19 protein-coding genes and 1 riboswitch are annotated in these 26,193 nt (G+C 48.1%); of the genes, 16 read left to right on the plus strand and 3 right to left on the minus strand.

Going from position 1 to position 26,193, the window contains the following annotated elements; genetic code table 11:
* The first annotated feature begins 9 nt into the window (after window positions 1–9).
* The 4 genes from argB (at window position 10) to KGF70_RS08745 (ending at window position 3,553) form a co-directional block, all read left to right on the plus strand.
* Window positions 10–756, plus strand: a complete 747-nt coding sequence (gene argB, locus KGF70_RS08730; RefSeq protein WP_216768832.1) for an acetylglutamate kinase — start codon at window positions 10–12, stop codon at window positions 754–756.
* The gene (locus tag KGF70_RS08735) at window positions 753–1,910 is read left to right on the plus strand and encodes an acetylornithine transaminase (protein ID WP_216768822.1); all 1,158 of its coding nucleotides are present in this window, start codon (window positions 753–755) and stop codon (window positions 1,908–1,910) included. The genes argB and KGF70_RS08735 overlap by 4 nt, the downstream gene beginning before the upstream one ends.
* A 4-nt stretch (window positions 1,911–1,914) precedes the next feature.
* The gene (gene argF, locus KGF70_RS08740) at window positions 1,915–2,937 is read left to right on the plus strand and encodes an ornithine carbamoyltransferase (protein ID WP_105921504.1); all 1,023 of its coding nucleotides are present in this window, start codon (window positions 1,915–1,917) and stop codon (window positions 2,935–2,937) included.
* Window positions 2,938–2,993: 56 nt separating this feature from the next.
* Window positions 2,994–3,038, plus strand: a riboswitch (PreQ1 riboswitch).
* A gap of 8 nt (window positions 3,039–3,046) precedes the next feature.
* Window positions 3,047–3,553 (plus strand): QueT transporter family protein, encoded by a 507-nt coding sequence (locus KGF70_RS08745; protein WP_003637700.1) that lies wholly within the window; start codon window positions 3,047–3,049, stop codon window positions 3,551–3,553.
* Window positions 3,554–4,593: 1,040 nt separating this feature from the next.
* On the opposite strand, the gene cbpA is transcribed toward KGF70_RS08745, so the two are convergent.
* The 3 genes from cbpA to KGF70_RS08760 all read right to left on the minus strand — a co-directional run bounded on the left by cbpA (window position 4,594) and on the right by KGF70_RS08760 (window position 8,954).
* On the minus strand, window positions 4,594–5,232 hold the full coding sequence (cbpA, locus tag KGF70_RS08750) for a cyclic di-AMP binding protein CbpA (RefSeq protein WP_003637701.1): 639 nt from the start codon (window positions 5,230–5,232) through the stop codon (window positions 4,594–4,596).
* A gap of 154 nt (window positions 5,233–5,386) precedes the next feature.
* Entirely contained in the window at window positions 5,387–6,781 is a 1,395-nt protein-coding gene (locus tag KGF70_RS08755; protein WP_216768824.1) for a peptidoglycan binding domain-containing protein, read from the minus strand.
* 1,210 nt (window positions 6,782–7,991) lie between these two features.
* The gene (locus KGF70_RS08760) at window positions 7,992–8,954 is read right to left on the minus strand and encodes an L-lactate dehydrogenase (protein ID WP_050337700.1); all 963 of its coding nucleotides are present in this window, start codon (window positions 8,952–8,954) and stop codon (window positions 7,992–7,994) included.
* A gap of 314 nt (window positions 8,955–9,268) precedes the next feature.
* Here KGF70_RS08760 and pth point away from each other — a divergent pair, with 314 nt between their 5' ends.
* From pth to lysS, 12 genes are all read left to right on the plus strand, one after another.
* Window positions 9,269–9,826: an aminoacyl-tRNA hydrolase gene (gene pth / locus KGF70_RS08765; RefSeq protein ID WP_003637705.1), complete on the plus strand. Its 558-nt coding sequence runs from the start codon at window positions 9,269–9,271 to the stop codon at window positions 9,824–9,826.
* A gap of 18 nt (window positions 9,827–9,844) precedes the next feature.
* Entirely contained in the window at window positions 9,845–13,372 is a 3,528-nt protein-coding gene (gene mfd, locus KGF70_RS08770) for a transcription-repair coupling factor (RefSeq protein WP_105919888.1), read from the plus strand.
* Between the two features lie 213 nt (window positions 13,373–13,585).
* A complete protein-coding gene (locus KGF70_RS08775) occupies window positions 13,586–15,190 on the plus strand; it encodes a polysaccharide biosynthesis protein (protein WP_216768825.1) in 1,605 nt (534 codons plus the stop codon).
* Window positions 15,191–15,192: 2 nt separating this feature from the next.
* On the plus strand, window positions 15,193–15,474 hold the full coding sequence (locus KGF70_RS08780) for an RNA-binding S4 domain-containing protein (protein ID WP_031267632.1): 282 nt from the start codon (window positions 15,193–15,195) through the stop codon (window positions 15,472–15,474).
* A gap of 120 nt (window positions 15,475–15,594) precedes the next feature.
* Window positions 15,595–15,993, plus strand: a complete 399-nt coding sequence (locus KGF70_RS08785) for a septum formation initiator family protein (RefSeq protein WP_003637709.1) — start codon at window positions 15,595–15,597, stop codon at window positions 15,991–15,993.
* A gap of 124 nt (window positions 15,994–16,117) precedes the next feature.
* Window positions 16,118–16,660 (plus strand): S1 domain-containing RNA-binding protein, encoded by a 543-nt coding sequence (locus KGF70_RS08790; RefSeq protein WP_050337695.1) that lies wholly within the window; start codon window positions 16,118–16,120, stop codon window positions 16,658–16,660.
* Window positions 16,661–17,715: 1,055 nt separating this feature from the next.
* Window positions 17,716–19,062: a tRNA lysidine(34) synthetase TilS gene (tilS, locus tag KGF70_RS08795; RefSeq protein ID WP_216768826.1), complete on the plus strand. Its 1,347-nt coding sequence runs from the start codon at window positions 17,716–17,718 to the stop codon at window positions 19,060–19,062.
* Window positions 19,063–19,081: 19 nt separating this feature from the next.
* A complete protein-coding gene (hpt, locus tag KGF70_RS08800) occupies window positions 19,082–19,624 on the plus strand; it encodes a hypoxanthine phosphoribosyltransferase (protein ID WP_216768827.1) in 543 nt (180 codons plus the stop codon).
* Window positions 19,625–19,704: 80 nt separating this feature from the next.
* Complete coding sequence (ftsH, locus tag KGF70_RS08805) at window positions 19,705–21,942, plus strand: ATP-dependent zinc metalloprotease FtsH (RefSeq protein WP_216768828.1); 2,238 nt, start codon at window positions 19,705–19,707, stop codon at window positions 21,940–21,942.
* A gap of 180 nt (window positions 21,943–22,122) precedes the next feature.
* The gene (hslO, locus tag KGF70_RS08810; RefSeq protein WP_216768829.1) at window positions 22,123–23,010 is read left to right on the plus strand and encodes an Hsp33 family molecular chaperone HslO; all 888 of its coding nucleotides are present in this window, start codon (window positions 22,123–22,125) and stop codon (window positions 23,008–23,010) included.
* Window positions 23,010–24,017 (plus strand): tRNA dihydrouridine synthase DusB, encoded by a 1,008-nt coding sequence (gene dusB / locus KGF70_RS08815; RefSeq protein WP_216768830.1) that lies wholly within the window; start codon window positions 23,010–23,012, stop codon window positions 24,015–24,017. The genes hslO and dusB overlap by 1 nt, the downstream gene beginning before the upstream one ends.
* A 102-nt stretch (window positions 24,018–24,119) precedes the next feature.
* Window positions 24,120–25,619 carry a lysine--tRNA ligase gene (lysS, locus tag KGF70_RS08820; RefSeq protein WP_088770064.1) on the plus strand — a complete coding sequence of 500 codons (1,500 nt, stop codon included), beginning with the start codon at window positions 24,120–24,122 and terminating at the stop codon, window positions 25,617–25,619.
* Window positions 25,620–26,193 lie beyond the last annotated feature (574 nt).

The raw sequence follows: 26,193 nt of genomic DNA on the forward strand, positions 1-26,193 counted from the left end.
TGTCACATGATGCAAAAGTTAATCGTAATTAAAATTGGCGGGCAGGCGATCCACCAACTACAACCGACGTTTTTTACCCAGCTACAGCACTGGCGCGACCAAGATTATCAACTACTGATCGTACATGGCGGCGGCCCAATGATCACGCAGCTGACGGATGAATTGGCCCTGCCAGTCAAAAAAGTCAACGGCTTACGCGTCACGGATGCCGCTACCCTTAATTTGACCAAACTAGCGCTGTTAGGAGATGCGCAACCCGCATTGCTGAGTCAGCTCAGTCAACATGGACTACCAGTACTTGGACTGAATGCTGCCGATAATCAATTGTTGACGGGGAAACTCGTCGATTACCAACAGTTGGGGTATGTTGGCCGCATCACGGCAGTCGACGACAACCAGCTCAGTCATCTGTTGGCTCACCACATTGGCGTTTTGGCACCTCTGGCCCTTACAGAAAATGAGCAATGGTTGAATGTTAATGCCGATATGGCGGCGACGGTCCTAGCACAACAGTTACACGCAGAAAAATTAGTCTTGTTGACGGATGTTCCCGGCATCATGCACCATGGCAATTTGATGACGTCACTTTCGCCTCATCAGGCCCAGCGACTGATTCAAACGGCCGTTATCACGGCGGGCATGCAACCCAAAGTACGCGCGGCAATCGCCGCAATTCAGACCGGTGTCAAGCAGGCAGTCATTACGAATGCCATTGATCGTCCCGGTACAGCAATTATTCAGGAGGTGGCCGTATGACCATGCAACACGTTTTTCCAACTTACCAACGGTTCCCATTTGTGATTGAAGATGGTCAAGGCGTTCACTTGATGGACAATCACGGCAACACATACTTAGATTTCACGGCCGGTATCGGGGTCTGTAACTTTGGCTACCATCAACCCCAGATTCAACAAGCGGTCGCTGAGCAATTGACGCATATCTGGCATACGTCAAATCTCTATGAAAATGACTTGCAGGACCAAGTCGCCGGCTTATTGGCCCATGGTGAAGACCGGTTGGTGTATTTTGCCAATTCCGGGACCGAGGCCAACGAAGCGGCGCTCAAACTCGCCCGCAAATATACGGGTAAGACTAATATTTTAGCCTTCCAACATTCCTTTCATGGCCGGACTTATGGTGCAATGTCGATGACGGGCAATCCCCATATTCAAGCCGGTTACGCGCCATTGGTCCCAGGAATTAGTTTTGCCCCTTACAACGATGAGGCGGCGCTAGCACAAATCACCCCGGACTTAGCAGCGGTCATTCTAGAAGTCGTCCAAGGTGAGGGTGGCGTCTACGCGGGTGAACAAGCCTGGTTACAACACGTTAATGCGAAATGTCAGGCAACCGGCGTCTTACTGATCATCGATGAGGTTCAGACGGGCATCGGCCGGACCGGTTACCGGATGGCGTATGAAGGTTACGGCCTGGACCCCGACATTTATACGGTTGCGAAGGGGTTAGCAAACGGGATTCCGGTTGGCGCGATGGTCGGCCACAAGCAATTTGCGAGTGCGTTTGGTCCGGGTAGCCATGGCTCGACTTTTGCGGGCAACGCCCTCGCAATGGCGGCCGCAAAGAGTGTTTTGACGCAATTGACGCCCGAGTTGTTGGCGGAAGTTCGTGACCACGCCGCAACCTTGTGGCACGCACTTGAGACTCAAGTTGCCGCATTACCAGCCGTCAAACAATTGACGGGTAAAGGTTTGATGGTCGGGATTCATTTGGACGAGCAGCTGCCCGTCAGCCAGGTCATCACCCAATTACAAGCAGTCGGGTTATTGACGTTATCAGCTGGGGATAATACGTTACGCCTATTGCCACCGATCGTGATGCAACCCGACGACTTATTAGCCGGTGTTGCCACGATTACGCAAGTCTTATCAGCTTTAACGACGGAGGTTTAAACCCATGAATAATCATTTTCAAGGTCAGTCATTTTTAAAAGAAATCGACTTTACACCCGCAGAATTGACCTATCTGATCGATTTTGCGAGCCATTTAAAAGCGCTCAAAGCCCAACATATTCCGCACCCTTATTTACAAGGTAAGAATATCGCGTTGCTCTTCGAGAAGACCTCAACGCGGACACGCTCGGCCTTTACGGTCGCAGCCAATGACTTGGGCGCGCATCCTGAATTTCTCGGTAAAAACGATATTCAGTTTGGCACTAAGGAATCGGTCGTTGATACGGCCAAAGTGCTCGGCTCAATGTATGACGGCATCGAGTTTCGGGGCTTCAAACAGGCTACTGTCGAGGACTTAGCGCAATATAGCGGCGTACCGGTATGGAACGGTCTAACGGATGACTGGCATCCGACCCAGATTTTAGCCGATTTCTTGACGCTCAAAGAACACTTCGGACATTTAAAAGGGCTGACACTAGCGTACGTTGGTGACGGCCGCAATAATATGGCCAACAGTTTGTTAGTCGCTGGTGCCATGCTCGGTATCAATATGGCAATCGGCGCACCCGCAGCACTCCAGCCGGATGCCCACGTGACCGCGTTAGCACAACAGTATGCGCAAGCCGCCGGAAGCACCGTCGTGATCACGGCCGACCCGCAGCAGGCCGTGGCCCAAGCGGATGCCTTGTATACGGATGTCTGGGTCTCCATGGGTGAACAGGTCGATTATGGCGCACGAATCAAACAACTCTTGCCATTCCAAATCAACGCTGACCTGCTAGCGGCGACTGGCAAAGCAACGACCATCGTCATGCACTGTTTACCAGCACTCCATGACCATCAGACTGATCTCGGTGCCAAACTCGGTGAACAATACCAGCTTGCGGCGTTTGAAATCACCGACGACGTCTTCCAAAGCAAGCAATCGGTCGTCTTCGAGGAGGCCGCCAACCGAATGCCCGCAATCAAGGCAGTCATGGCCGCAACTTTGGGCGATCTATTTATTCCCGACAGCATTTTTGCCTAGCTGGCTTGCGGGAAAGCTGAGGGCGTGCTACGATAATATTCGCTTTGTTTCATAATCAATACGTGGTTCGTAACCATCCCACGTTAAAAAACTAGGAGGAATCAAGCGGATGACGCAATCCAAAATTCGACCATGGATCATTAATGCCCTGGTCGCTGCAATGTATGTCGTACTATGTCTCGGTCCCGCAGCCTTCAGTCTGGCCTCGGGTGCCATCCAATTTCGGGTCTCAGAAGGCCTGAATCATTTGGCAGTCTTCAATCGCAAGTATATCTGGGGCATCGTTGCCGGGGTGATTTTATTCGACGCCTTTGGCCCAGGTGCCAGCCTACTCAACGTCTTATTCGGTGGCGGCCAATCCTTACTGGCCTTACTGATTTTGACTTGGCTCGCGCCTAAGTTGAAGACGGTGTGGCAGCGGATGTTACTGAACATCTTCCTCTTCACCGTCTCGATGTTCATGATTGCCATCATGATCACCATGATGAGCAGCGGCGTCGCATTCTGGCCAACGTACCTTACGACCGCATTATCCGAATTAATTATCATGAGTATTACCGCACCAATTATGTATAGCTTAGATCGCATCTTACACTTTAGTGACCGGATCCAATAGGTTAACTCGTGTCTAGATGACCTAAAAGACCGTTACAATACCGATTCATGTCGGTGATTGTAACGGTCTTTTTGAGTTGGATTGAGGATTGGAGCAAAGGCAACGTCGAAATCAAAGTCAAAAGCGGCCAACTGTGACCCGCTGGAAACAGTGCGAGTTAGCGTAAACTTGCAGTGGTGGTGACGTCCTAAGCCGACTTCCAGGCATTCTGGGCCATAGCCGTGACGTGGTGGGTACAGGTTTGAGCCGACAAACCACGTCTCAAACACTGACCTTCCACTAACCAAGCAAAGAACGCTTGCTAAGTGGAATTTCACCACTTGGCCTTGCCCCGAACACCTTCCAGCCGGGATCCTATTCGAAAGGCGGACGTGTGCGGACTCAACTTTTTGTTGGATTAGTCGTTGATTCATAGTCCAAGGTCATTTTGACATTTAACTGTCAGACTGGTTTCTAATGATAGCTATGCTTCCTAACCCATGTTTTAACTTTTCGAATCAGCAGTTTCACTGAATTTGTCAGAACTTTCCTTAGTCGTTTGAGATAGTAAAGTCTCAAATTATAAACGAAGGTAATTTTATCGACTAAATTCAAGACTAATGTCCGTTGAATTTTGCGAATAAAATTCAACCGATTTTTTAGTGATTAAGTCTGATAAAGCATTATTGAGGTCAATTGAAAGTTTACTTGAAGGACCAGTCACTTAATATTCAGTGGTCAATTGTACCCAGATAGGTGGCCGTTCATCCGCCATTCGAGTGGGTTCCCGACTGGAGGGGCTGGCGGACAATGCTCAAGGGCGAAATTCTTCTTGTCCGGGCGAATTTCCCGGGCTAGAAGAAGACTCGTATTTGAAATTGCGCAGTGATCTTCTGCGTGAGTTCAAATCGATGTCCGCCCTGTTCCAGCGTTGTCAGCCAGCCCCGGAAGTCGGAATAAGGCGCCCATCGGCTGACGAACAGGACATCTGACCCAGCATTTCAGCAAAAAAAAGCCGCATCAAGAATTCAATTCTTAATGCGGCTGCCAAAGCATACTGACTATTCAGCTTGTAAGTCTTCAACTTCGATAACTTTGAATTGTTTGCGGTTCAAGTTATCGATGATGCGTTTGAGCTTTTCACTGTCGACGTTTTCTGGCAGGGTGAAGAGGGTCCGGTAGCCCAAGGTGCCATTTTGAACGTCCAAGGTCAAACAGCCGGCGATTGACGTATATTTGGTGATGATTTTTGCCATGGCGGCTAAGTCACCACGTTCACCAACGGAGACAACGGTGAGGACGTAACTGCCAACGTTGACGTTCCAAGATTGTGACAGCATATCCAGCAGGCGTGTATGCGTCAAGATGCCATAAAAGTAGCCGTGTTCATCGAGGACGGCGATGTATGGCAAATCTTTGATGGAGAAGAAGATGTTGTAAAACGCTGAATCGACTTGAATCGTCTTAGTCGCGTTTTTCAGTAAGGTCGTGACGGGAAGTGACATGTCGCCACCCCGTGACTTGTGGCGGTAGATATGCATTTTGTAAATGTTACCGCGGAAAATATGGCCGGTTTCGTCTAAGATCGGCACACAGCGGAAGCCGGAATCTTCCAAGACTTTTAAGGCGTCTTCTAAAGTTGCGTCAGCCGTGATCGTGACGAGGCGTTCTTTAGGCTTAACGAGTGTTTTTAATAGCATAGCAGTTGGTCCCCCAGATTTATTAGTTTGTTTTAATAAATAATACCATAAAACCGCCGCAAACTGGTATCATTCTGCAACTGTAAGCCGTAAAAATGGGCGCCAAAAGCCGGCCTGAACGTTGTCAGGCCGGCTTCTTTAAATTAAATTTAAATTAGAAAACAATCACAGGCGTACCTTCAGGAACAGCCGCGAAGACTTTCTTCATGACGGAAGGTGGGGTGTTCACACAACCGTGCGACCCGTGCTTCTTGTACCAAGTGCCACCGTAATGGGTTTGCCAGGATGAATCATGAATGCCTTCACCAGTGTCATCAAATGGCATCCAGTAGGAGACAGGCTGTGAATAGCTTGAGCCATCATCATTGTCACCCTTCAACGTCGCGTTCTTTTCCTTGTTCCAGATATACCAGACACCAGTCGTTGTGGCGTGCTTGCCTGGTTTCCCAGTGACAACGTCGGTCGAAACTTTGAGCTTGCCGTCAACGTAGACGTACATGTGCTGGTTGACTTTATCGACTTCGACGTACGTGTTGCCAATGTCGGTCCCGTTGTTGTTATAGCCGGAACCACTAGTGATTGGCGAGCGGGTGAAGTCTTTACCTTTTAGAATCTCAGCCGCTAATGCCTTGGCTTCGGACTCAGTTTTGATCGTCCAACCGTAGAAACCACCGCTGACCGTGACCGTGCCGCGGGCAGTACTCTTGAACTTCCGCGTGGTGTGATAGGTATGATACTTATCATTGAGTTTTTTGACGTAGGCCAAGACGGCGCTCTGGTCGAGGCTGACCTTGCCCTGTTTATCGACTTTGATCCAGCTAAGAATCAAGTCGTGCGGAATCGTGAACTTGTGACCGTTGATATTATAGGTCGCCGTTTCACTCGCGTATTTAGCCGATTTGGTCTTGGCGGTTTTCAAACTGGCACTTGTGCTAGTTACCGTTGGCGTGACGTAGGCCTTTTTCAGTGCAATTTGGGACTGCCCATTACTGATAGCCTTGGTCACAACGGCCTTCAGCTTGGCTTGGTCAAGCTCGGTCCCTTGCACTTCTTTTTGAATCACCACTTGGTTATTTTTATAAACTAACTTGGCGTTCTCAGTCTTGGTTCGTTTGGTTTGATTAGCAGTCGTCGTGATTTTTTGCAGGAGTGCGTTCAAATCACTGTACTTGATCGTCAGTTGTCCGACCGCGGCTGAGTCAGCGGCTTGCGCTGATTGTAAGAGGGCGAGTGGCCAGCGCCAATAATTTTGCTTGGCGACCAGCTTGGTCAAATCTTTTTTGGTATTGATCGTGATGCCCGCAGACTTGCTTGTAAAGTGATATTGTGTTTTGCCATTTTCAATAATCCGATAGGTTCGGTGTTCTAAGGCCCGATTGACCTTGGGTGCGGCTTGCGCTACGGTCTTACCGCTGACGTCGACGCCGGCTACCGAAGTATTCGTGAGGAACGTTTGTTGGTGTTGCCAGACCAGACTGGTGACAACGTACCCGATGACTAAAAGACCGAGGATGCTGCCCCCGACGATTAGCCCGCGTTTATGTTTCATAATTAGGTTGGTCCTCCATCTATTTGTAATAAACTCACCTTATAACAGAAGTGGCGCGAGTGCAAACGTCAAGGCCGGGAATCGTGATAAGAAATTGTTAAATCCGTGGTACGCGCGTTAATATTTGCCTATTTAACGATTAACGGTCAGTCACGCGTTGAGCTATTCTTTAATATTAAGGATGATTAAATCGTGCCAGTTGATGGATTCCTGTTCGTCAGCCGATGCGCTTCCTAGTCCGACTTCCGGGGCCGGCTGACAACGCTGGAACAGGGCGGACATCGATTTGAACTCACGCAGAAAACCACTGCGCAATTTCAAATACGAGTCTTCTTCTAGCCCGGGAAACCCGCCCGGACAAGAAGAACTTCGCCCTTGAGCATTGTCAGCCAGCCCCTCCAGTCGGGAAGCCACTCGAATGGCGGATGAACGACCACCTATCTGGGTGCAATTGACCATTGAATGTTAAGTATCTAGTCCTTCAGGCAAACTTTTTGAATCAGCATGGATGATAATTTATGGCATCTAATCACTGAGAAGATGACCTGAATATTAATCACTTATCTCATATACCACAAATTTCAATGACAACAAATCTTAAAACTAGTCGATAAAATTGCCTGCGCTCAGGATTCAAGATCTTGTTGTTTCAGGTAACTCAAGAAAATTCCAGCAATTTCAGTGGAGCCGCGCGACCGAAGCATTAAATCATGGGTAAGGAAGTTTAGTGATTGTTAGAAACCGGTCTGACAGTTGAATATAAAAATGACCGTGTACCAAGGTACCAACGACTAGTCCAACGAAAAGTTGAGTCCGCACGTGTCCGCCTTTCGAATACCATCCCGGCTGGAAGGTATTCTGAGCAAGGCCCAGTGGTGAAATTTCACTTAGCAAGCGTTTTGTGCTTGGTTAGTGAAAGACCAGTATTTAAGACGTGGGCTGTCGGCTTAAATCTGTGTCCACCACGTTCCGGCCATTGCACAGAATGCCTGGAAGCCGGAATAGGACGCAGCTACAACAGAAAGTTTACGCGAACTCGCACTGTTTCCAGCGGGTCTCAGCTGGCTGCCTTTGAACTTAAGAACTGTCATGAATACGCCCACAACGCGTGACCAGTCATGTTCCAACTTGATGTGAGCAAATAAAAAGCGCACGCTCAGGCCAGCGAGTGGTCAGTTGAGCGTGCGCATGTAAGCTTAATTAATTCGGATTATTTGTTTTCTAATTCTGCTAAACCGTCGTTAAGCACTTTTTTCAAAGTAGCGGCAGAATCTTGCATCTTCTTCAGTTCATCAGCTGAAAGTGGGGATTCGATGATTTGCTTCAAACCAGTCCCACCGATGATTGCTGGTGTCCCGATGTAGATGTCATTCAAACCATATTGGCCGTCCATGTAGGCGCCAACTGGTAAGACGGCATTTTCATCACGTAAGATGGCCTTTGAGATCCGCATTAAAGCAGTCCCGATACCGTAGAAGGTTGCACCCTTTAAGTTGATGATGTCGTAAGCTTTGTTCCGAACGCCATCTTCCAACTTAGCTAAGTCGTCGTCAGAAACGCCTTGTTCCTTAGCAACGTCGCGTACAGGACGAGTCCCGATAGTGGCAGTTGAGTAAGCGGCGAATTCAGAGTCACCGTGTTCACCCATGATGTAAGCATCAACGGAGCGAGGGTCGACATTGAATTGCTTGCCTAATGCAACCCGTAGACGTGAAGAATCTAAGGAAGTCCCGGAACCAATGACGCGTTCCTTTGGGAAACCAGAGAATTTCCAAGTCGCGTAAGTCAGGATGTCAACTGGGTTAGCAGCAACTAAGAAGATGCCGTCGAAGCCGGAGTCGACCACTGGTTTTACGATTGATGATAAAATGTTCAAGTTCTTGTTAACTAAGTCTAAACGTGATTCGCCAGGCTTTTGTGGGGCACCAGCGGTAATCACAACTAAATCGGCGTCCTTGCAATCAGAATATTCGCCGGAGTAAATCTTCTTGGGAGCGGTGAAAGCTTGGGCGTCTTCAAGATCAAGGGCGTCACCCTTTGTCCGATCCTTAACAACATCGACAATTACAAATTCTTCAGCAATTCCTTGTTGTGCCATGGCAAAAGCGTAACTAGAACCAACAGCGCCGTCGCCGACTAACACAACTTTTTGATGATTTGGCATGCTTGACAAAATAAATCATCCTCTCATAATGAAAATTTAGTTTTACGGTTATATTGTAACATATTTGCGCTAGCCAAGTGTGGAATTGAACATGCTTCTCATGTGATTGTTAGCAATCTTGCCGAAATCCTTTGACGGGCGTCAACAAGCGCTTTGTGGTATACTTACTGCACTTAATAAACGCTAACTTTTGAGCACCGCCCCAGCCAAATTGGTGCGGTGTGCGTGTGACGAGCCTGGCTGGTCCACGCTAAGTTGCCGAATCGGTGGATAACCGGTTCGGCCTGTTTTGGTAGGCCAAGTAATGGGAGTAGATAAACGTAATGAAAATGATCGTTGGATTAGGTAATATCGGGCGCCAGTACGCCCAGACACGGCACAATGTCGGCTTTATGATAATTGATGAATTAGCGGCTAAGTTGAACGCTGATTTTCAGACGAGTAAGTTTGAAGCCCAAGTGGCGACTGCATTTCAGAATGGTGAGAAGATTTTGCTGGTCAAACCGTCGACTTATATGAACGATTCGGGTCGGGCGGTCGGCCCACTGATGAGTTACTACAATATCGAGCCGGCAGATCTGCTGGTGATTCACGACGACTTAGATCTGCCACTCGGTAAGGTCCGGTTGAAGCAAAAGGGCTCCGCGGGCGGTCACAATGGCATTAAGAGTATTATCAGCCATGTCGGTGACCAGCATTTCAAACGCGTCAAGGTCGGCATTGACCATCCGCAAAAGATGTCGGTGGTCGATTACGTGCTCGGCAAATTTAAACCGGCGGAAGTGGCCCAGTTTGAAGATGCGAAGACGACCGCTTTGGCGGCAATCGAAGCGTGGTTAGCAAACGATGATTTTGCGGCAGTTATGAATCAGTATAACTAGCCCGGGAGGAAACACAGTATGGATATTGAGACGATTGTTGAGCAAACGCCCGACTTTCAAACGATTTTAGCGGCAATCAGTCCGCACAGTCGTCAATTGATTACAGGATTAAACGGTTCGGCGAGAACGGTTTATTTAAGTGCGCTATTTCATCAATTAACGCATTCATTATTGATCGTGACTGACAACGGTTTTCATGCCAGTCAGTTAGTGGATGATTTGACCAGTCTATTAGATGAAGACCAAGTCTATCTGTTCCCGGCAGAAGAGATGATTGCGACCGAGGTGGCGACTAGTTCACCAGAATCACGGGCACAACGGGTCGAGGCACTCAACGCCTTACTCAGTCCGCAGCCGGCAGTAGTTGTGACTTCCGTTGCGGGTGCTCGCCGGTTTTTGCCACCAGTCGAACAGTTCAAAGCAGCGACGTTATCCTTAGCAGTTGGCAAGGATATTGATCTAGAAGTGCTCCAACATCAATTACATGAGATGGGCTACGTCAAAGAAAAGTTGGTCGCACGGCCAGGTGACTATGCGGTCCGGGGCTCAATCGTGGACATCTACCCGCTCGACGCGGATTACCCATTGCGGTTAGACTTCTTCGATACTGAGATTGATACCTTGAAGTATTTTGACCCGGAGACCCAACGTTCAGTGGAATCACTCGATGCGTATACCGTCTTGCCAGCGACCGATTTTATTTTGACCGACGACATGATGACGGCCGGGGCTGAGCGGTTAAAGGCCGCGATGGCAACGGAGAGCAAGAAGCTCAAGCCAGCTGATCGTCAGACTTTAGCGGACAACTTGGCACAACCCTTGGCAGATATGCAAAAAGGAATTATCGGCAATGATTTGTTATTGTACGGTGATTATTTATATGACAGCAAGACCAGCATTTTAGACTACGTGGCTGAAAACGGGCTGGTGATTTTTGAAGAATACTCGCGACTCCTAGATAATGAACAACAACTTTTGACCCAAGAAGCTGACTGGGTCACCGACCAGCTTGCCCATCATCGGGTACTGGCAACGGCCAGTTACGGCAATGACATTCGGGATTTGTTGCGGGATGACGCCCATGCGCAATTACTGATCTCGCTCTTCCAAAAGGGCATCGGGAACGTTCGGTTGGCGCAAGTGACCAACGTGCGGACTCGGCCGATGCAAGAATTCTTCGGGCAATTGCCGGCCTTGAAGACTGAATTGGACCGCTGGCATAAGTTACAGCAGACGGTCGTTTTGATGGTGTCGGAAGCCGAACGCCTGACCAAAGTCAGTGATACCCTCGATGATTTTGAAATCGAGGCGGTGATGACTAAGGCGACCAATTTGCAACCAGGGGAAGTCCAGATCGTTCAGGGCAGCCTGCAGAACGGGTTTGAATTCCCGGATGGCAAACTGGTGATCGTTACTGAACAGGAAATGTTCAAGAAAGTCGCTAAGAAGCGGCCGCGGCGCCAGACCTTGGCCAACGCGGAACGGCTGAAGAGTTATACCGACTTGAAGCCGGGAGACTATGTCGTCCACGTCAACCACGGGATTGGGAAGTACGTCGGCATGGAAACGCTGGAAGTTGACGGCGTGCATCAGGACTATATCACGATCGCGTACCAAAATAACGCCAAAATCTTTATTCCGGTCACACAACTGAACTTGGTCCAGAAGTACGTCTCATCCGAATCTAAGACGCCTAAGATCAACAAGTTAGGCGGGACCGAGTGGACGAAAGCCAAGCGTAAAGTTGCGGCCAAGATTGAGGACATTGCGGATGAACTCGTGGACTTGTATGCCAAACGTGAAGCGGAGAAGGGCTATGCCTTTCCACCCGATGACAGTTACCAAGAAGACTTTGACAATGATTTTCCATATCCTGAAACTCCGGACCAATTGCGGAGTATCAACGAAATCAAGCATGATATGGAACGGCCGAAACCAATGGACCGTTTGCTAGTTGGTGACGTTGGTTATGGGAAGACGGAAGTTGCCTTGCGGGCGGCGTTTAAGGCGATTGAAGCCGGTAAACAAGTCGCCTTCCTGGTGCCGACCACGATTCTGGCCCAACAACATTACGAAACGATGCTTAATCGCTTTGAAGGTTATCCAATCAACGTTGGCATGCTGTCACGTTTCCGGACTTCTAAGGAAATGAAGGAGACGGTCCAACAACTCAAGAATGGTGAGTTGGACATCGTCGTCGGGACGCACCGTCTGTTATCAAAGGACGTCGCGTTTGCCGACCTCGGTCTACTGATTATTGATGAAGAGCAACGGTTTGGTGTGAAGCATAAGGAACGGTTGAAATCATTGAAGGCCAGTGTCGATGTGCTGACATTGACCGCGACACCGATTCCACGAACGCTGCACATGTCAATGCTGGGTGTGCGGGACTTGTCAGTGATTGAGACGCCACCGACGAACCGTTATCCGATTCAGACGTACGTCATGGCCCAGAATTTTGGCGTCATCAAGGAAGGCATCGAGCGTGAGATGCAGCGTAACGGTCAAGTCTTTTACTTGCATAATCGTGTGCACGATATTGATAAAGTCGTGGCGCAGATCAAGGACTTAGTGCCGGACGCTGCCGTGGCGCATATTGACGGCCAAATGCCCGAGTCACAGTTGGAAGGAATTCTCTATGACTTCATTCGTGGCGAATACGATGTGCTCGTGACGACGACCATCATCGAGACCGGGGTCGATATTCCAAATGTCAACACCTTGTTTGTGGAGAATGCGGACCGGATGGGCTTGTCACAGCTGTACCAATTGCGGGGACGGATCGGCCGTAGTAGTCGGGTCGCGTATGCTTACTTTACCTATCAACAGGACAAAGTTTTGACGGAAGTTGGTGAAAAGCGGCTACAAGCCATCAAGGACTTCACGGAACTGGGTTCTGGTTTCAAAATCGCGATGCGCGACCTCTCGATTCGGGGCGCTGGGAACTTACTAGGTAAGCAACAGCACGGTTTCATCGACTCAGTCGGGTATGACCTCTATACGCAGATGCTGTCGGAAGCGGTGGCTAAGAAACGCGGGCAGGCTACGAAAGTCAAGACGGATGCGACCGTCGAATTGGGCATCGAGGCTTACTTGCCAACGTCCTATATTGAAGACGAACGGCAGAAGATTGAGATTTACAAGCGGATTCGGCAGTTGGAAAATAACGATCAGTACTTGGAAGTCCAGGATGATTTGATGGATCGCTTTGGCGACTATCCGGTTGAAGTAGCGGGACTGTTGGCAGTCGGCAAGCTGAAAATGTTAGCCGATGATGCGCTGATTGAAAAGATTCAACGTGAAGACAGCGACTTACAGTTGACGTTGTCGCAACAAGGCACCGCTAAGCTAGATACTAAAGATATTTTTAAGGCCTTAGCAAAAACCAAATTAAAAGCGACAGTTGGAATTGATGATGATAAAATGAAGGTTAAATTAGTCATTCAACCGAAGATGCAACAGGATGAATGGCTCGAACAGTTAACCCAGTTTGTCGAACAGCTCAGTTTGATCTTGGCAGAAGACGACGTGGCCAGTGCGTCCTAAGTCGCATGGCTTAAAGCACCTTTTAGCCGGTGGCCCGCAACGGATGGCTGGTTAAAAGTTGTCACTGACTGTTAAGATCGTGAGCAAATTCTGGCTTCCAGTGTGGCGCGTCGTACAACCGCGTCGTAGTCAGGCTGGTCGGCACATTTGACTGGGAAATTCAGTCAGTCGGTTAGATTTAAGCACCGAGTCGCTCGGTAGAAGGGATTGGTTATGCCAAAGGATCACTTGAACACCATGTTCAAAGGCGCACTCATCTTATCGATATCATCATTAGTCGCTAAGATACTGAGCGCGGTATACCGAATTCCATTACAGAACATGGTTGGTAATACGGGATTTTACGTTTATCAACAAATTTACCCCTTGTACGGCATTGGCATGACCTTTGCGTTAAATGGGTTTCCAAATTTCATTTCAAAGTTAGTGGCGGAGCAGCCGGATGAGACCAGTAAGTCGCTGATTGCGCGGCGGGCCTTCCATATTTTGACGGGACTGTCGTTGATCGTCTTCTTTGGCCTTCAGCTAGGGGCGACTTGGATTGCGGTCCATATGGGCGATGCCAGTTTGGCGCCGATCATTAGTGCGGTCGCGTGGATGTTTATCTTTATGCCGTGGCTGGCGACGGGGCGTGGCTACTATCAAGGCAAGTTTTTGATGGGTCCGACCGCTGTCTCCCAGTTGATTGAGCAGGTCGTTCGGGTCGGCATCATTATTATGGCAGCCTACTTCAGTGTCCGGCTTGGTTGGGACAATTACCACATGGGCACGTGGGCGATGAGCTCTGCGCCGATTGCGGCAATTTGTTCCTCACTGATTTTTACGACTTTTGGGTTAAAGTACTTGTTGGCACCCGCGCCCGCCGCAACCCGGCCGTTGCCGAGCTACCGTAAGCTGACTAAACGGTTTATCGTCGAGGGTGGGACGTTGTGTCTGGTCGCGGCCGTCGTAATCTTGCTACAGCTCGTGGATTCGTTCACGGTGATGCGTGGACTCGTTCGTCAGGGCCAGTTACCAGACGTCGCCAAAGCCTTGAAAGGGGTCTATGACCGAGGCCAACCGTTAGTTCAACTCGGGTTGGTCGTGGCGACTGCCTTTTCGGCCACTTTATTACCGGCACTGACGGATGCACTCGCCAAACGTCAACCCATTGAATTTAAACGGCAGACTCAGGCGATGGTCCACGTGAGTTTGGCCTTATCGATGGCGGCAACTGTCGGCTTAATTGCCTTGATGCCGCAAATCAACCGATTATTATTTGGCTCACTAGAAGGGACCACCGCGCTGAGAATTTATATTATTAGTATTTTGTTTGCCGCCCTCATCACGACGTATACGAGCGTTCTGCAAAGTTTAAACCAGTATACCGCCATGATTATTGGCATCATAGCTGGTCTGGCAACCAAGGTGTTCGCCAATTACGTCTTTGTCGTTCACTACGGCATTAACGGGGCCAGTGCGGTGACTGTGCTCAGCCTCGCCGTGATGTTTGCGGTGATGTGGCTCGGGTCACCCGAAGATTTACAGCAAGTGTTATTAGAGAGTGGTTATTTGATTAAACTACTCGCCATCAGTGCGGTGATGGGCATTGTGGTGATTCTCACCAGCCATCAGATGACCGCGCTCGTCAACCCGGTCCTCGCAAATACGCGTGGAATGGCGGGAATCGTGACGGTCGTCGGGGTCGTGCTCGGCGTGATCGTCTTCCTAGTCGGCGCAATCTACGCCCGATTATTCACGATTCGCGAGTGGTTAGTCTTACCATACGGAAAACGGCTAATTAAGGCCGTTGTAAAAGGAAAGGAACATCATTCATGAGTATGCGGTTAGATAAATTTTTAAAAGTATCACGGATTATTAAACGGCGTTCGGTCGCCAAAGAAATTGCGGATAAGGGCCGGATTCAAATCAACGGCAAAGTCGCCAAGTCATCCAGCAACGTCAGTGTTGGCGATGAACTGGTCATTAGCTTTGGTAATAAGACATTAACGGTCAAAGTGACGCAATTATTGGAAACGACCAAGAAAAATGACGCTGAATTAATGTATGATATTGTCAGTGAAGATTATAAAACGGATTATCGGCAACCATTCAGCGATTAATTGCGGGCATCCGTTCATTGAAATGGTCGTAAGCGTTGATTTAATCGTAATGATGTCGTTTACACCAGCCGGTGAAGTTGTTATAATTTAGGCAACCCAATTTGAAAGGACTGGACCAACATGACGAATGGGTCACGGGATAAAATCAAACAGTTAGATAATGATTACATCCGCCAAGTTGCAACTAATGAGCATGGGCAAGCCCAGCGAGTCTCACAGGTGCGACGGCGACGGTTTGTTTTGATTGTTGCGGTGTTCGGCGCGTTGATATTATTTTTAGGCTTTCAGTTAATTAATACGCGGTCTAATCTGCACCAGATGAACCGCCAAGTTGCGACCAGTCAAGTTAAATTAAAAAAGGTGCAGCAGCGAAATGACCAACTCGAAGGTCAGATCAAACAGCTGAATAATAAGGATTACTTACAAAAGTTATTACGTTCAAAGTATGATTATACGAAGAGTGGCGAAACGGTCTACAGTTTACCAAATGACAGCGCTGCGGATGTAACTGCCAACTAGTCGGGAATTTGGTCTACTTTATGTAGGTAGACCACTTTTTAATAATTGTTTAAATGTATAACTCAACATTTCACAAAGTATGCTATACTAAAACCATTATTTCATAGGAGGAACAACTTTTTTTATGGCAATTGAAGTAGGAACAAAAGTCACTGGTAAGGTATCTGGGATTACGAATTTTGGTGCATTTGTAAACTTGGGTAATAATCAAACGGGGCTGGTACACATCAGTGAAGTTTCCGATGGGTTCGTGAAGGACATCCATGACGTTTTGAGTGTTGGCGATGAAGTGACGGTCAAGGTCTTATCAGTCGGTGACGACGGTAAGATTGGCTTATCAATTCGTAAAGCTGTCGACAAGCCACAGGGTGAACATGAACATCATGGCAATCATCAAGGTGGTGGCCGTCCAAATAATAATCATCAAGGCAATAACCATGGCCGTGGCGAACGCCAATCCAATGGTAATCATCGTGAACACAGCAATAATTTTCATAGCCGCGGCGGCAATGGCGGTGGCCGTTACCAATCACGGCAACATGAACCTAAGAAGCAAGACTTTGACTCATTGATGTCTGGTTTCTTAAAAGACAGCGAGGATCGATTAGCGACCTTAAAGCGTAATACGGAAGGTAAACGCGGTGGCCGTGGCGGTCGTCGTAGCTAAACTTAGTGACTTGCCATTAATCTAGTTAAATTGAGAAGCACGGTGCGACTAAAGTCAGACCGTGCTTTTTTTGTTCAAAACTTGGCGAGTGGTACTAGTTCAAAGTCAACGGCAGGCCAGCTTAGGGCGCTGGAAATAGGGCGAGTTAGTGTAAACTTTCTGTGGTAGTTGCGTCCTAGGCCGGCTTCCAGGCATTCTGGGCAATGGCCGGAACGTGGTGGACACAGATTTAAGCCGAAACCCACGTCTTAAATACTGGTCTTTCACTAACCAAGCACAAAACACTTGGTAAGTGAAATTTCACCACTGGGCCTTGCCCAGAACGCCTTCCAGCCGGGATGGTATTCGAAAGGCGAACATGTGCGGACTCAATTTTTGAAAAACTGGTCTTTGATTCTTAGTCGACTGATAGTCTGTTATCTAACTTTGTGGTTAGGTTTGATTGAAAGCTTAGGTTATCTTCGTAATTCTCATGGTGTACGGGGCCGTTGAATTTCTAGACACTACTCGACATGTATTCAAAGTGTATAAGCCTTGATTTTTAACAAACGATGAGTCTGTCATCCGCCTCTAGGGGGCCTATTAAATGGAATTATTCAGTAGTGTCTAGGTCATCTGACATTGAAATTCTACATCCAATCGCCAATCGCGAGATACTGGCTCATAGTTTGTGTGAAGGAGCAGCCTCCCAAAATTCAGTGGCCAATTGTACCAAGATAGATGGTCGTTCATCCGCCATTCGAACGGCTTCCCGACTGGAGGGACTGGCGGACAATGCTCAGTAGCCAAATTATTCTAAGTCGGAAGTGGGTTGCTTCCGGCTTAGAATAAGACTCGTATTTGAAATTGCGCAGTGGGTTTCTGCGTGAGTTCAAATCGATGTCGGCTTACGTTCCAGCAATTGTCAGCCACCCCCGGAGGTCGGACTAGGACGAACCTGATGCAGACGAACATGACCGCCTCACTTTGATTCGAGCGTACCTAAGCTGGTCGGTTTTGATTTTGAAATGTCAATATACAATGAAGAATGATGTTTTATAGATAGGAGGTGTCAAATGACCCCAATTCAAAAATTCAATCGGCGGTTGGCAGCCGCAGGACTTTTGTCGCCGCAAGTGACGGTCGTGGTGGCGGTGTCGACGGGAGTGGATTCGATGGTGTTGTTGCGGTTGTTGCAACAATTGCCGGTGACGGAACGGCCACAGTTGGTCGTCGCGCATGTTAACCACCATTTGCGGGCACAAAGCCAGACGGAAGCGGCGTACTTGCAACGTTATTGTCAGAAACATCAATTGAACTTAAAGCTGGCGGATTGGCAGGCAACGGACCATCCCGAACATGGCGTTGAAGCAGCTGGCCGCCAGTTTCGGTATCGTTTTTTCACCAAGGTGATGCAAGCAACGGGAGCTAAAGCCGTGTTGACGGCCCATCACGCGAATGACCAAGTTGAGACCTATTTAATGAAGCTAGCGCGCGGTGGCGACATCGCGCAATTGACGGGAATCGCTGACAGTCGGCCGTTTGCGGGCGGACAGTTGGTACGACCGCTACTGGATTGGTCGAAGGCGGAGCTAAGAGACTATGCGGCCCAACATGATGTTACCTACTTCGAAGATGCGACGAATCAAGATGTCCAGCTGACGCGTAATCGGGTTCGGCAGCGCGTTGTGCCAGAATTGATGACGGTCAATCCGCGGTTACTGAGTCATGTTGCGGATTATCAGCAACAGTTGGCCGATTTGTTGGCGGCTAAGCAGCAGATGGTAGCGACGTTATTACCGACCGTGATGACGAAAACTGGGGGACTGATCGTGAGTCAGTGGCAACGAGTGCCGGACCAGTGGCAACTGCCAGTGTTCAAGGCGTGGTTGACTGAGCGGACGGGCAACTTAGTGAGTGAGCTGAAGTTGAAGCCACTCGTTGCCTGGGCACGACCATCGTCCTCAGCGTCTCGAACCGTGGCGGTGAATGCGAGCTGGGAATTACAGCGCAGTGCCGATATCATTGAAGCTGCGCCAATCAAAAAAAGGGGTAAAAAGTTAATGCCCCAAGAAAAAATTATGGTAGACTTAAACCAATGGCAGAAAATCACGACAACCCAGACGGTTGGAATCTTTACACAAGCACCGACTGCTACTAGTCAACCATTTTGGTTAACGACCGCTGATTGGCCGCTAGTTTGGCGACCGTGGCAGTCTGGTGACCGAGTGGCCTTAAAGGGTGGCGGTCATCAGACGGTTCGCCGGCTACTGATCAATCAAAAAGTGCCGGCTGAACGGCGAGATCAGGTGCAAGTGTTAGTGAATGCTCAAGGGGAGGTCCTATGGGTCGTTGGTCATAAATATAGTTATCGAACGACTGGCACTCAGACCGTATTTTTAGCCTTAAAACACAAGAGTTGAAAGGAGTACATCTGAAACGATGAACAACGACATTGAACGAGTACTATATAGTCGCGAGGATATCCATCAGGTTGCACAAAAATTAGGAAAAGAACTGACAACCGCCTATGCTGGTAAGAACCCATTAATTATTTGCGTACTCAAGGGTGCCGTCTTATTTACCACTGATATTATTCGGGAGATGGATATTTACGCGGACCTTGATTTTATTAACTTATCAAGTTACGGTAATGAAACCATCTCGAGTGGTGAGGTTCAGCTGACTAAGGACTTAGACGCTGACGTTACGGGCCGCGATGTGCTAGTTATTGAAGATATCATTGATACCGGTCGGACCTTGAAGTTCCTGGTCGACCTGTTGAAACGCCGCGATGTGAACTCGGTAAAGGTCTGCACGCTTTTGGATAAACCAGCTGGTCGACTCGTTGATATTAAGGCGGATTATATCGGATTTGAAGTACCAAATGAGTTTGTAGTCGGCTACGGCTTGGACTACGCCGAACGGTATCGGAACTTACCGTACGTTGGGATTTTAAAACCTGCGATTTACGAGTATAAATAATTGGTCAATGATAGTCAAATGTGCTATTATTTAGACTATCGAAGTAACTGAATATAAAAGTTTCGATGAAGGAGGCACATATGAACAATCGACGCAATGGACTCTTTCGTAATAGCTTATTTTACATTTTGATGTTCTTGAGTTTGATGGGAATTATCTACTTTTTCTTTGGTGGAAATTCAAGCTCGCAGACGCAAAATATTCGTTATAGCGAATTTGTCAAACAATTAGATAAGAATAACGTTAAAAACGTTAGTATCCAGCCTAGTGGCGGCGTCTACAAGGTAACTGGTTCATACCGGAAAGCACGGACGACTTCTTCTGCTAACGCCCTTGGAATCAAGAGCGCGTCGACAAAGACCACGTCATTTTCAACAACGATGTTGGAAAACAACTCAACGGTTGACCAAGTCTCCAAGTTGGCGGCTAAGCATGACGTGAAGGTGACGGCGAAAGCCGAGGAATCTAGCGGCATCTGGGTCACGTTATTAATGTACATCGCGCCAGTCATCCTAATGTTGTTCCTCTTCTATATGATGATGGGACAAGCAGGACAAGGCGGCGGGAACAACCGGGTGATGAACTTTGGTAAGACGAAGGCCAAACCAGCTGATAGTAAGCAAAACAAAGTTCGTTTCTCAGACGTTGCCGGTGAAGAAGAAGAAAAACAAGAATTGGTCGAAGTTGTCGAATTCTTGAAGGATCCAAGGAAGTTTGTCTCCTTAGGTGCCCGGATTCCATCTGGGGTGCTTCTCGAGGGGCCTCCTGGTACTGGTAAAACCTTGCTTGCCAAGGCGGTTGCCGGTGAAGCCGGTGTGCCATTCTTCTCGATCTCTGGTTCTGATTTCGTCGAAATGTTCGTCGGGGTCGGTGCTAGCCGGGTTCGGGACTTATTCGAACAAGCGAAGAAGAATGCCCCATCAATTATCTTCATTGATGAAATTGATGCGGTTGGACGTCAACGTGGTAATGGTATGGGCGGCGGTCACGATGAACGTGAACAAACCTTGAACCAATTGCTGGTTGAAATGGATGGATTTACGGGTAATGAAGGGGTCATCGTCATGGCGGCGACGAACCGTTCTGATGTCCTAGACCCTGCCTTACTTCGTCCAGGTCGTTTCGACCGGAAGATCTTAGTTGGTCGTCCGGACGTCAAGGGCCGCGAAGCCATCTTGAAAGTCCATGCCAAGAACAAGCCTTTAGCAGCTGACGTTGACCTCCAGGAAATCGCCAAGCAAACACCTGGATTCGTGGGTGCCGATTTGGAAAACTTACTGAACGAAGCGGCCTTATTAGCGGCTCGTCGGAATAAGAAGCAAGTCGACGCAGCGGACCTAGATGAGGCTGAGGACCGGGTCATTGCCGGACCAGCTAAGCATGATCGCGTCGTGAACAAGCATGAACGGGAAACCGTTGCTTATCACGAAGCGGGTCATACGATCGTTGGGTTGGTCTTAAATGATGCGCGGGTCGTTCATAAGGTAACGATCGTGCCACGGGGTCGTGCTGGCGGATACGCCATCATGTTACCGCGTGAAGACCAAATGTTAATGTCGAAACGTGATGCGAAGGAACAAATGGCTGGTTTGATGGGTGGTCGTGCAGCCGAAGAAATCATCTTTGGGGCACAATCATCCGGGGCTTCTAATGACTTCGAACAGGCAACCCAAATTGCCCGTGCGATGGTCACTCAATATGGGATGAGTGAAAAACTTGGCCCAGTTGAATTAGAAAATGCCAACCAGCAAGCCGCTTACCAACAAGGGATGGGCGCTAGTGCCTTCTCACAACATACGGCTCAGTTAATTGATGATGAAGTTCGTCGTTTGAGTCAAGAAGCACATCAAACGGCTACGGATATTATTCAATCACACCGTGAACAACACAAGTTGATCGCGGAAGCCTTGTTGAAGTACGAAACCTTGGACGAAAAGCAAATTCTCAGTTTATTCAAGACTGGGAAGATGCCTGAAAAGGATAGCAACCAATTCCCTAGTGAAAAGGCCGCAACCTTTGAAGAATCCAAGCGTGAATTGGAACGGCGCGAAGCTGAAAAGCACGCGCAACACCAAGGTACCGATACTGATAGCACTGATTCTGATGACACGGCCAAGACCAGTGTCGAAGAACCAACTTTCCCAAGTGAAGCGGAAGTTCGTTCTGAAGCAAGTGCAGACAGTCAGGCTAGTTCAGCAGATGCAACTTCTGCAACTAGCTCAGCGACGAGTGGTGCGACATCCACTTCAGAGACTGGCTTACCACATGCTAAAAGTGCGGCACCAACGTCACAGGATGATTCTAATTCTCAGGCGTAGGCGCAATTAAAATGGTTATTAAGGAGTTGGGACTTTGTCTCAGCTCCTTTTTTGCGTTATGATATTTCAGGCAAATACACTGGCGGTGGTCTAACCGCCTGGCAACCGTATTTGAGTGCAGTAATGAACCGTATGATCAAAAGTACAAGTAAATCTAATTAGAGATAGGAGTTTGATTGAATGTCAGATTATTTAGTCAAGAGCGTGGCCGGTAACGAAATGTTTCGGGCCTACGCGGTCGACGCGACCGGGGTCGTTGCAGAAGCACAGCAGCACCATGATACTTGGAGTGCTGCTTCCGCCGCTTTAGGTCGTAGCTTAGTGGGGACGCTCTTGTTAGCGTCGTCCGTATTGAAGGGTGACGAACAGATGACCGTTAAAATCAACGGTAACGGCCCAGTCGGTGGCATCGTGATCGACGGCAATGCTAAGGGAACGGTCAAAGGTTACCTGCAGCATCCACACATCCATCTACCATTAAATGAACAACATAAGATTGATGTTAAGACGGCGGTCGGGACGGACGGTTTCTTGTCAGTCACCAAGGATCAGGGTGTCGGTGATCCGTTTACGGGGACGGTCGCCTTGGTTTCTGGTGAATTAGGCGAAGACTTCACTTACTACCTAGCCCAATCTGAACAAATTCCGTCAGCGGTCAGTTTGTCGGTGTTTGTGAATGATGATAACTCGATTGGTGTGGCCGGGGGCTTTTTAGTCCAAGTATTGCCGAACGCTACTGATGGGGCGATTAGTAGTTTGGAAGCCAAGCTCAAAGATTTACCACTCGTTTCACAACTGATGCGCGAGGGTAAGACCCCCGAAGATATTTTGGACTTGCTATTTGATGGTGATGTCAAAGTATTAGACAAGATGCCCGTCAAGTTTGAATGTGATTGTTCTAAGGAACGGTTTGCCGAAGCCTTAATGGCCTTACCAAAGCATGAAGTTCGGGCCATGATCGATGAAGACCATGGTGCGACGGCGGTTTGTCATTTCTGTGGGTCGCAATACCAGTTCAGCGAGGCCGAACTTGAAGCAGTCCTCTCACGGTCTAAGGGTGCTGAATAATGACGAGTGCTTGGCAGATTGGTGACGTGACGATTCCCAACCGGGTCGTGGTTGCACCGATGGCTGGGGTGACTAACGCCGCATTTCGGGTTATTTGTAAGGACTTTGGTGCGGGACTGGTGGTTTGCGAGATGATTTCCGACCGGGGCATCATGTACCATAATCGCAAGACGCTCGAAATGATGTTTGTCGACCCGAAGGAACATCCGATGAGCATTCAAATCTTTGGTGGCAGTCAGGCAACCTTAGTACAGGCGGCTGAATTTGTCGACCAGCAGACGAATGCGGATATTATTGATATTAATATGGGATGTCCGGTCAATAAGGTCGTTAAGACGGATGCGGGCGCTAAGTGGCTACTGGACCCTAACAAAGTCTATGAGATGGTTGCAGCGGTAACGGCCGCGGTCAATAAACCAGTGACAGTCAAAATGCGGACTGGTTGGGATGCAGAACATGTCTATGCAGTCGAAAATGCACGGGCAGCTGAACGCGCCGGGGCCGCTGCAATTGCGATGCACGGTCGGACTCGTAAGCAGATGTATCAGGGACACGCTGACTGGGACGTGTTAAAACGCGTTGCGGATGCCGTCACGATTCCGTTTATGGGCAATGGCGATGTCCAAACACCCCAGGATGCCGCTCGGATGTTAACGGAAGTCGGTGCTGACGCGGTCATGATTGGTCGCGCAGTCGAAGGCAATCCCTGGATGCTGACGCAAACCGTTCATTATTTGGAAACGGGGGAACTGTTAACGCCGCCGACACCGATGGCTAAGATGCAAACGGCCATCGAACATTTAGAACGGTTGGTGGCATTGAAGGGTGAACGTGGTGGCTGTCACGAATTCCGTGAACAGGCCCCGTACTATTTAAAGGGCATTCCACGGTCAGCTCGGACAAAGGTGGCCCTGATGGAAGCAGACTCGTTGGCGGCGATGAAGTCGATTTTGACGGATTTTCAAGCGCAATTAGCGACTTATTTAGCCGACCATGTGGTAAAGTGAATAATTAACTTGCATTTTGACGGCGTGATTGTCAAAATTAACATGTAGTGATTGTTTAGGTATGGAGTAATCTATACGCTAACTAGAAATGGAGGAACACTAGTGGCACGACAAGAACAGACGATGAACGACCAATTAAAGGTTCGTCGCGAAAAAATGGATGAACTGCGTGAAGAAGGCATCGATCCTTTTGGTCACCGGTTTGAACGGACTGATTTAGCCCAAGACTTGCAAGACAAGTATGGCGAGATGGATAAGGACGAGTTGGATGCTAAGCAAGTTACAGCAACGATTGCTGGGCGGATGCTTGCTAAGCGTGGTAAAGGTAAAGTGGGTTTTGCTGATATCTGGGATCGCTCAGGTAAGATGCAACTCTACGTACGTAAAGACGTGGTCGGCGAAGACACTTATCATATCTTCAAACGTTCCGATATCGGTGATTTCTTAGGGATCACTGGTCAAGTCTTCAAGACGGACTTCGGTGAATTGACGATCAAAGTGACGGGCTTAACATTCCTATCGAAGGCATTACGCCCATTACCAGACAAGTTCCATGGCTTACAGAATGTGGAACAGATTTACCGTCAACGTTACTTGGACCTGATTTCGAATCGGGATAGTTTCGATCGTTTCTTGAAGCGGACGAAGATTATTTCTGCGATTCGGCATCACTTGGACGGTCAGGGCTTCACTGAAGTTGAGACGCCAATGTTGCATAATCAGGCGGGTGGTGCTGCTGCACGACCATTTATCACGCATCACAACGCTTTGAACATCGACTTATACCTACGAATCGCCTTAGAATTACATCTAAAGCGTTTGATCGTTGGTGGGATGGAAAAAGTCTACGAAATCGGCCGGGTCTTCCGGAATGAAGGAATGGACCGCGAACACAATCCTGAATTTACAATGATGGAAACGTACGTGGCTTACTATGACTTCCACGATGTCATGGCCGAGACTGAGGGTATCTTTAAAGCTGCGGCTAATGCCGTGACTGAAGATGGCGTCGTGACTTACCATGACCAAAAAGTTGATTTCAACCAACCATTTAAGCAAATTCACATGGTTGATGCCATCAAAGAAAAGACGGGTATCGATTTCTGGCAACCAATGTCAGTAGAAGATGCGCAAAAATTAGCGGATGAACATCACGTTAAATATGAACCATACTGGAAGGTTGGTCATATTATCAACGCGTTCTTTGAAGAATTCGTTGAAGATACCTTAAATGAACCGACCTTTGTTTATGGTCATCCAGTTGAAATTTCACCATTAGCTAAGAAGAATGAAGACGACCCTCGGTTTACCGACCGGTTCGAATTATTTATCTTAGGTAATGAATATGCCAATGCCTTTAGTGAATTGAATGATCCAATTGATCAACGGCAACGGTTCGAAGCTCAAGCGGCTGAACGGACTGCTGGTAATGATGAAGCGGAACATATCGATGAAGACTTTGTCGAGGCGTTGGAATACGGGATGCCGCCTACTGGTGGATTAGGAATTGGGATCGACCGGTTGGTTATGTTGATGACGGATGCGGATTCAATTCGCGACGTTTTACTTTTCCCAACCATGCGTCCAGAAGAAGATAAGTAATATTTTAACGGTATTTAGCTCAGTTGACCTGAGTTAGATGCCGTTTTTTAGTGCCGCTTAACTTTAGAAAGCGTTTTGATTGAAAAAAGTTCAAAATTTTTTAACCGAACATTGTTGCGAGATGAGTTGGATAAAATTAAGGAAAACCGAATTTTTGAGTGACAAACTGGGTCGATTACGAGTGAAAAACGGCGGCTCGAAAATTAATACCGTACATTCGAATGCTGGATTAATTAACATGATATTATTGACTGGTTATTTTTACGTTTTAGGGGTTGCAATTCATCTGGATAATTGGTAAATTAGTATACGTTGTTGAGGCGCACAAAGCGGTTAGCCGCTTGCTTCCAACGAAAAATTAATTATAAAAAGTTGTTGACAAGATGTTGATGACTTGATATAATGATTAAGTTGCGTTGAGGTAATCAACGAACGATTTAGACCTTTGAAAACTGAACAAAGTTTCGACGAATCAAATGTGTAGGGTCTCTTGATTTTGAATCAAGAGCAAAACATTTGCGAAGTCAATTCGCTAGCAAATAAATTTTAGTACAACATTAAATGAGCTTTTTAA

Source organism: Lactiplantibacillus sp. 7.2.4 (assembly GCF_018991185.1).
Taxonomy (GTDB): domain Bacteria; phylum Bacillota; class Bacilli; order Lactobacillales; family Lactobacillaceae; genus Lactiplantibacillus; species Lactiplantibacillus pentosus.

Excerpts from the sequence above, each read along its gene's own strand:
- argB (WP_216768832.1), top strand. The coding sequence starts at position 10 with ATGCAAAAGTTAATCGTAATTAAAATTGGCGGGCAGGCGATCCACCAA.
- KGF70_RS08735 (WP_216768822.1), top strand. The coding sequence starts at position 753 with ATGACCATGCAACACGTTTTTCCAACTTACCAACGGTTCCCATTTGTG.
- argF (WP_105921504.1), top strand. The coding sequence starts at position 1,915 with ATGAATAATCATTTTCAAGGTCAGTCATTTTTAAAAGAAATCGACTTT.
- KGF70_RS08745 (WP_003637700.1), top strand. The coding sequence starts at position 3,047 with ATGACGCAATCCAAAATTCGACCATGGATCATTAATGCCCTGGTCGCT.
- cbpA (WP_003637701.1), bottom strand. The coding sequence starts at position 5,232 with ATGCTATTAAAAACACTCGTTAAGCCTAAAGAACGCCTCGTCACGATC.
- KGF70_RS08755 (WP_216768824.1), bottom strand. The coding sequence starts at position 6,781 with ATGAAACATAAACGCGGGCTAATCGTCGGGGGCAGCATCCTCGGTCTT.
- pth (WP_003637705.1), top strand. The coding sequence starts at position 9,269 with ATGAAAATGATCGTTGGATTAGGTAATATCGGGCGCCAGTACGCCCAG.
- mfd (WP_105919888.1), top strand. The coding sequence starts at position 9,845 with ATGGATATTGAGACGATTGTTGAGCAAACGCCCGACTTTCAAACGATT.
- KGF70_RS08775 (WP_216768825.1), top strand. The coding sequence starts at position 13,586 with ATGCCAAAGGATCACTTGAACACCATGTTCAAAGGCGCACTCATCTTA.
- KGF70_RS08780 (WP_031267632.1), top strand. The coding sequence starts at position 15,193 with ATGCGGTTAGATAAATTTTTAAAAGTATCACGGATTATTAAACGGCGT.
- KGF70_RS08785 (WP_003637709.1), top strand. The coding sequence starts at position 15,595 with ATGACGAATGGGTCACGGGATAAAATCAAACAGTTAGATAATGATTAC.
- KGF70_RS08790 (WP_050337695.1), top strand. The coding sequence starts at position 16,118 with ATGGCAATTGAAGTAGGAACAAAAGTCACTGGTAAGGTATCTGGGATT.
- tilS (WP_216768826.1), top strand. The coding sequence starts at position 17,716 with ATGACCCCAATTCAAAAATTCAATCGGCGGTTGGCAGCCGCAGGACTT.
- hpt (WP_216768827.1), top strand. The coding sequence starts at position 19,082 with ATGAACAACGACATTGAACGAGTACTATATAGTCGCGAGGATATCCAT.
- ftsH (WP_216768828.1), top strand. The coding sequence starts at position 19,705 with ATGAACAATCGACGCAATGGACTCTTTCGTAATAGCTTATTTTACATT.
- hslO (WP_216768829.1), top strand. The coding sequence starts at position 22,123 with ATGTCAGATTATTTAGTCAAGAGCGTGGCCGGTAACGAAATGTTTCGG.
- dusB (WP_216768830.1), top strand. The coding sequence starts at position 23,010 with ATGACGAGTGCTTGGCAGATTGGTGACGTGACGATTCCCAACCGGGTC.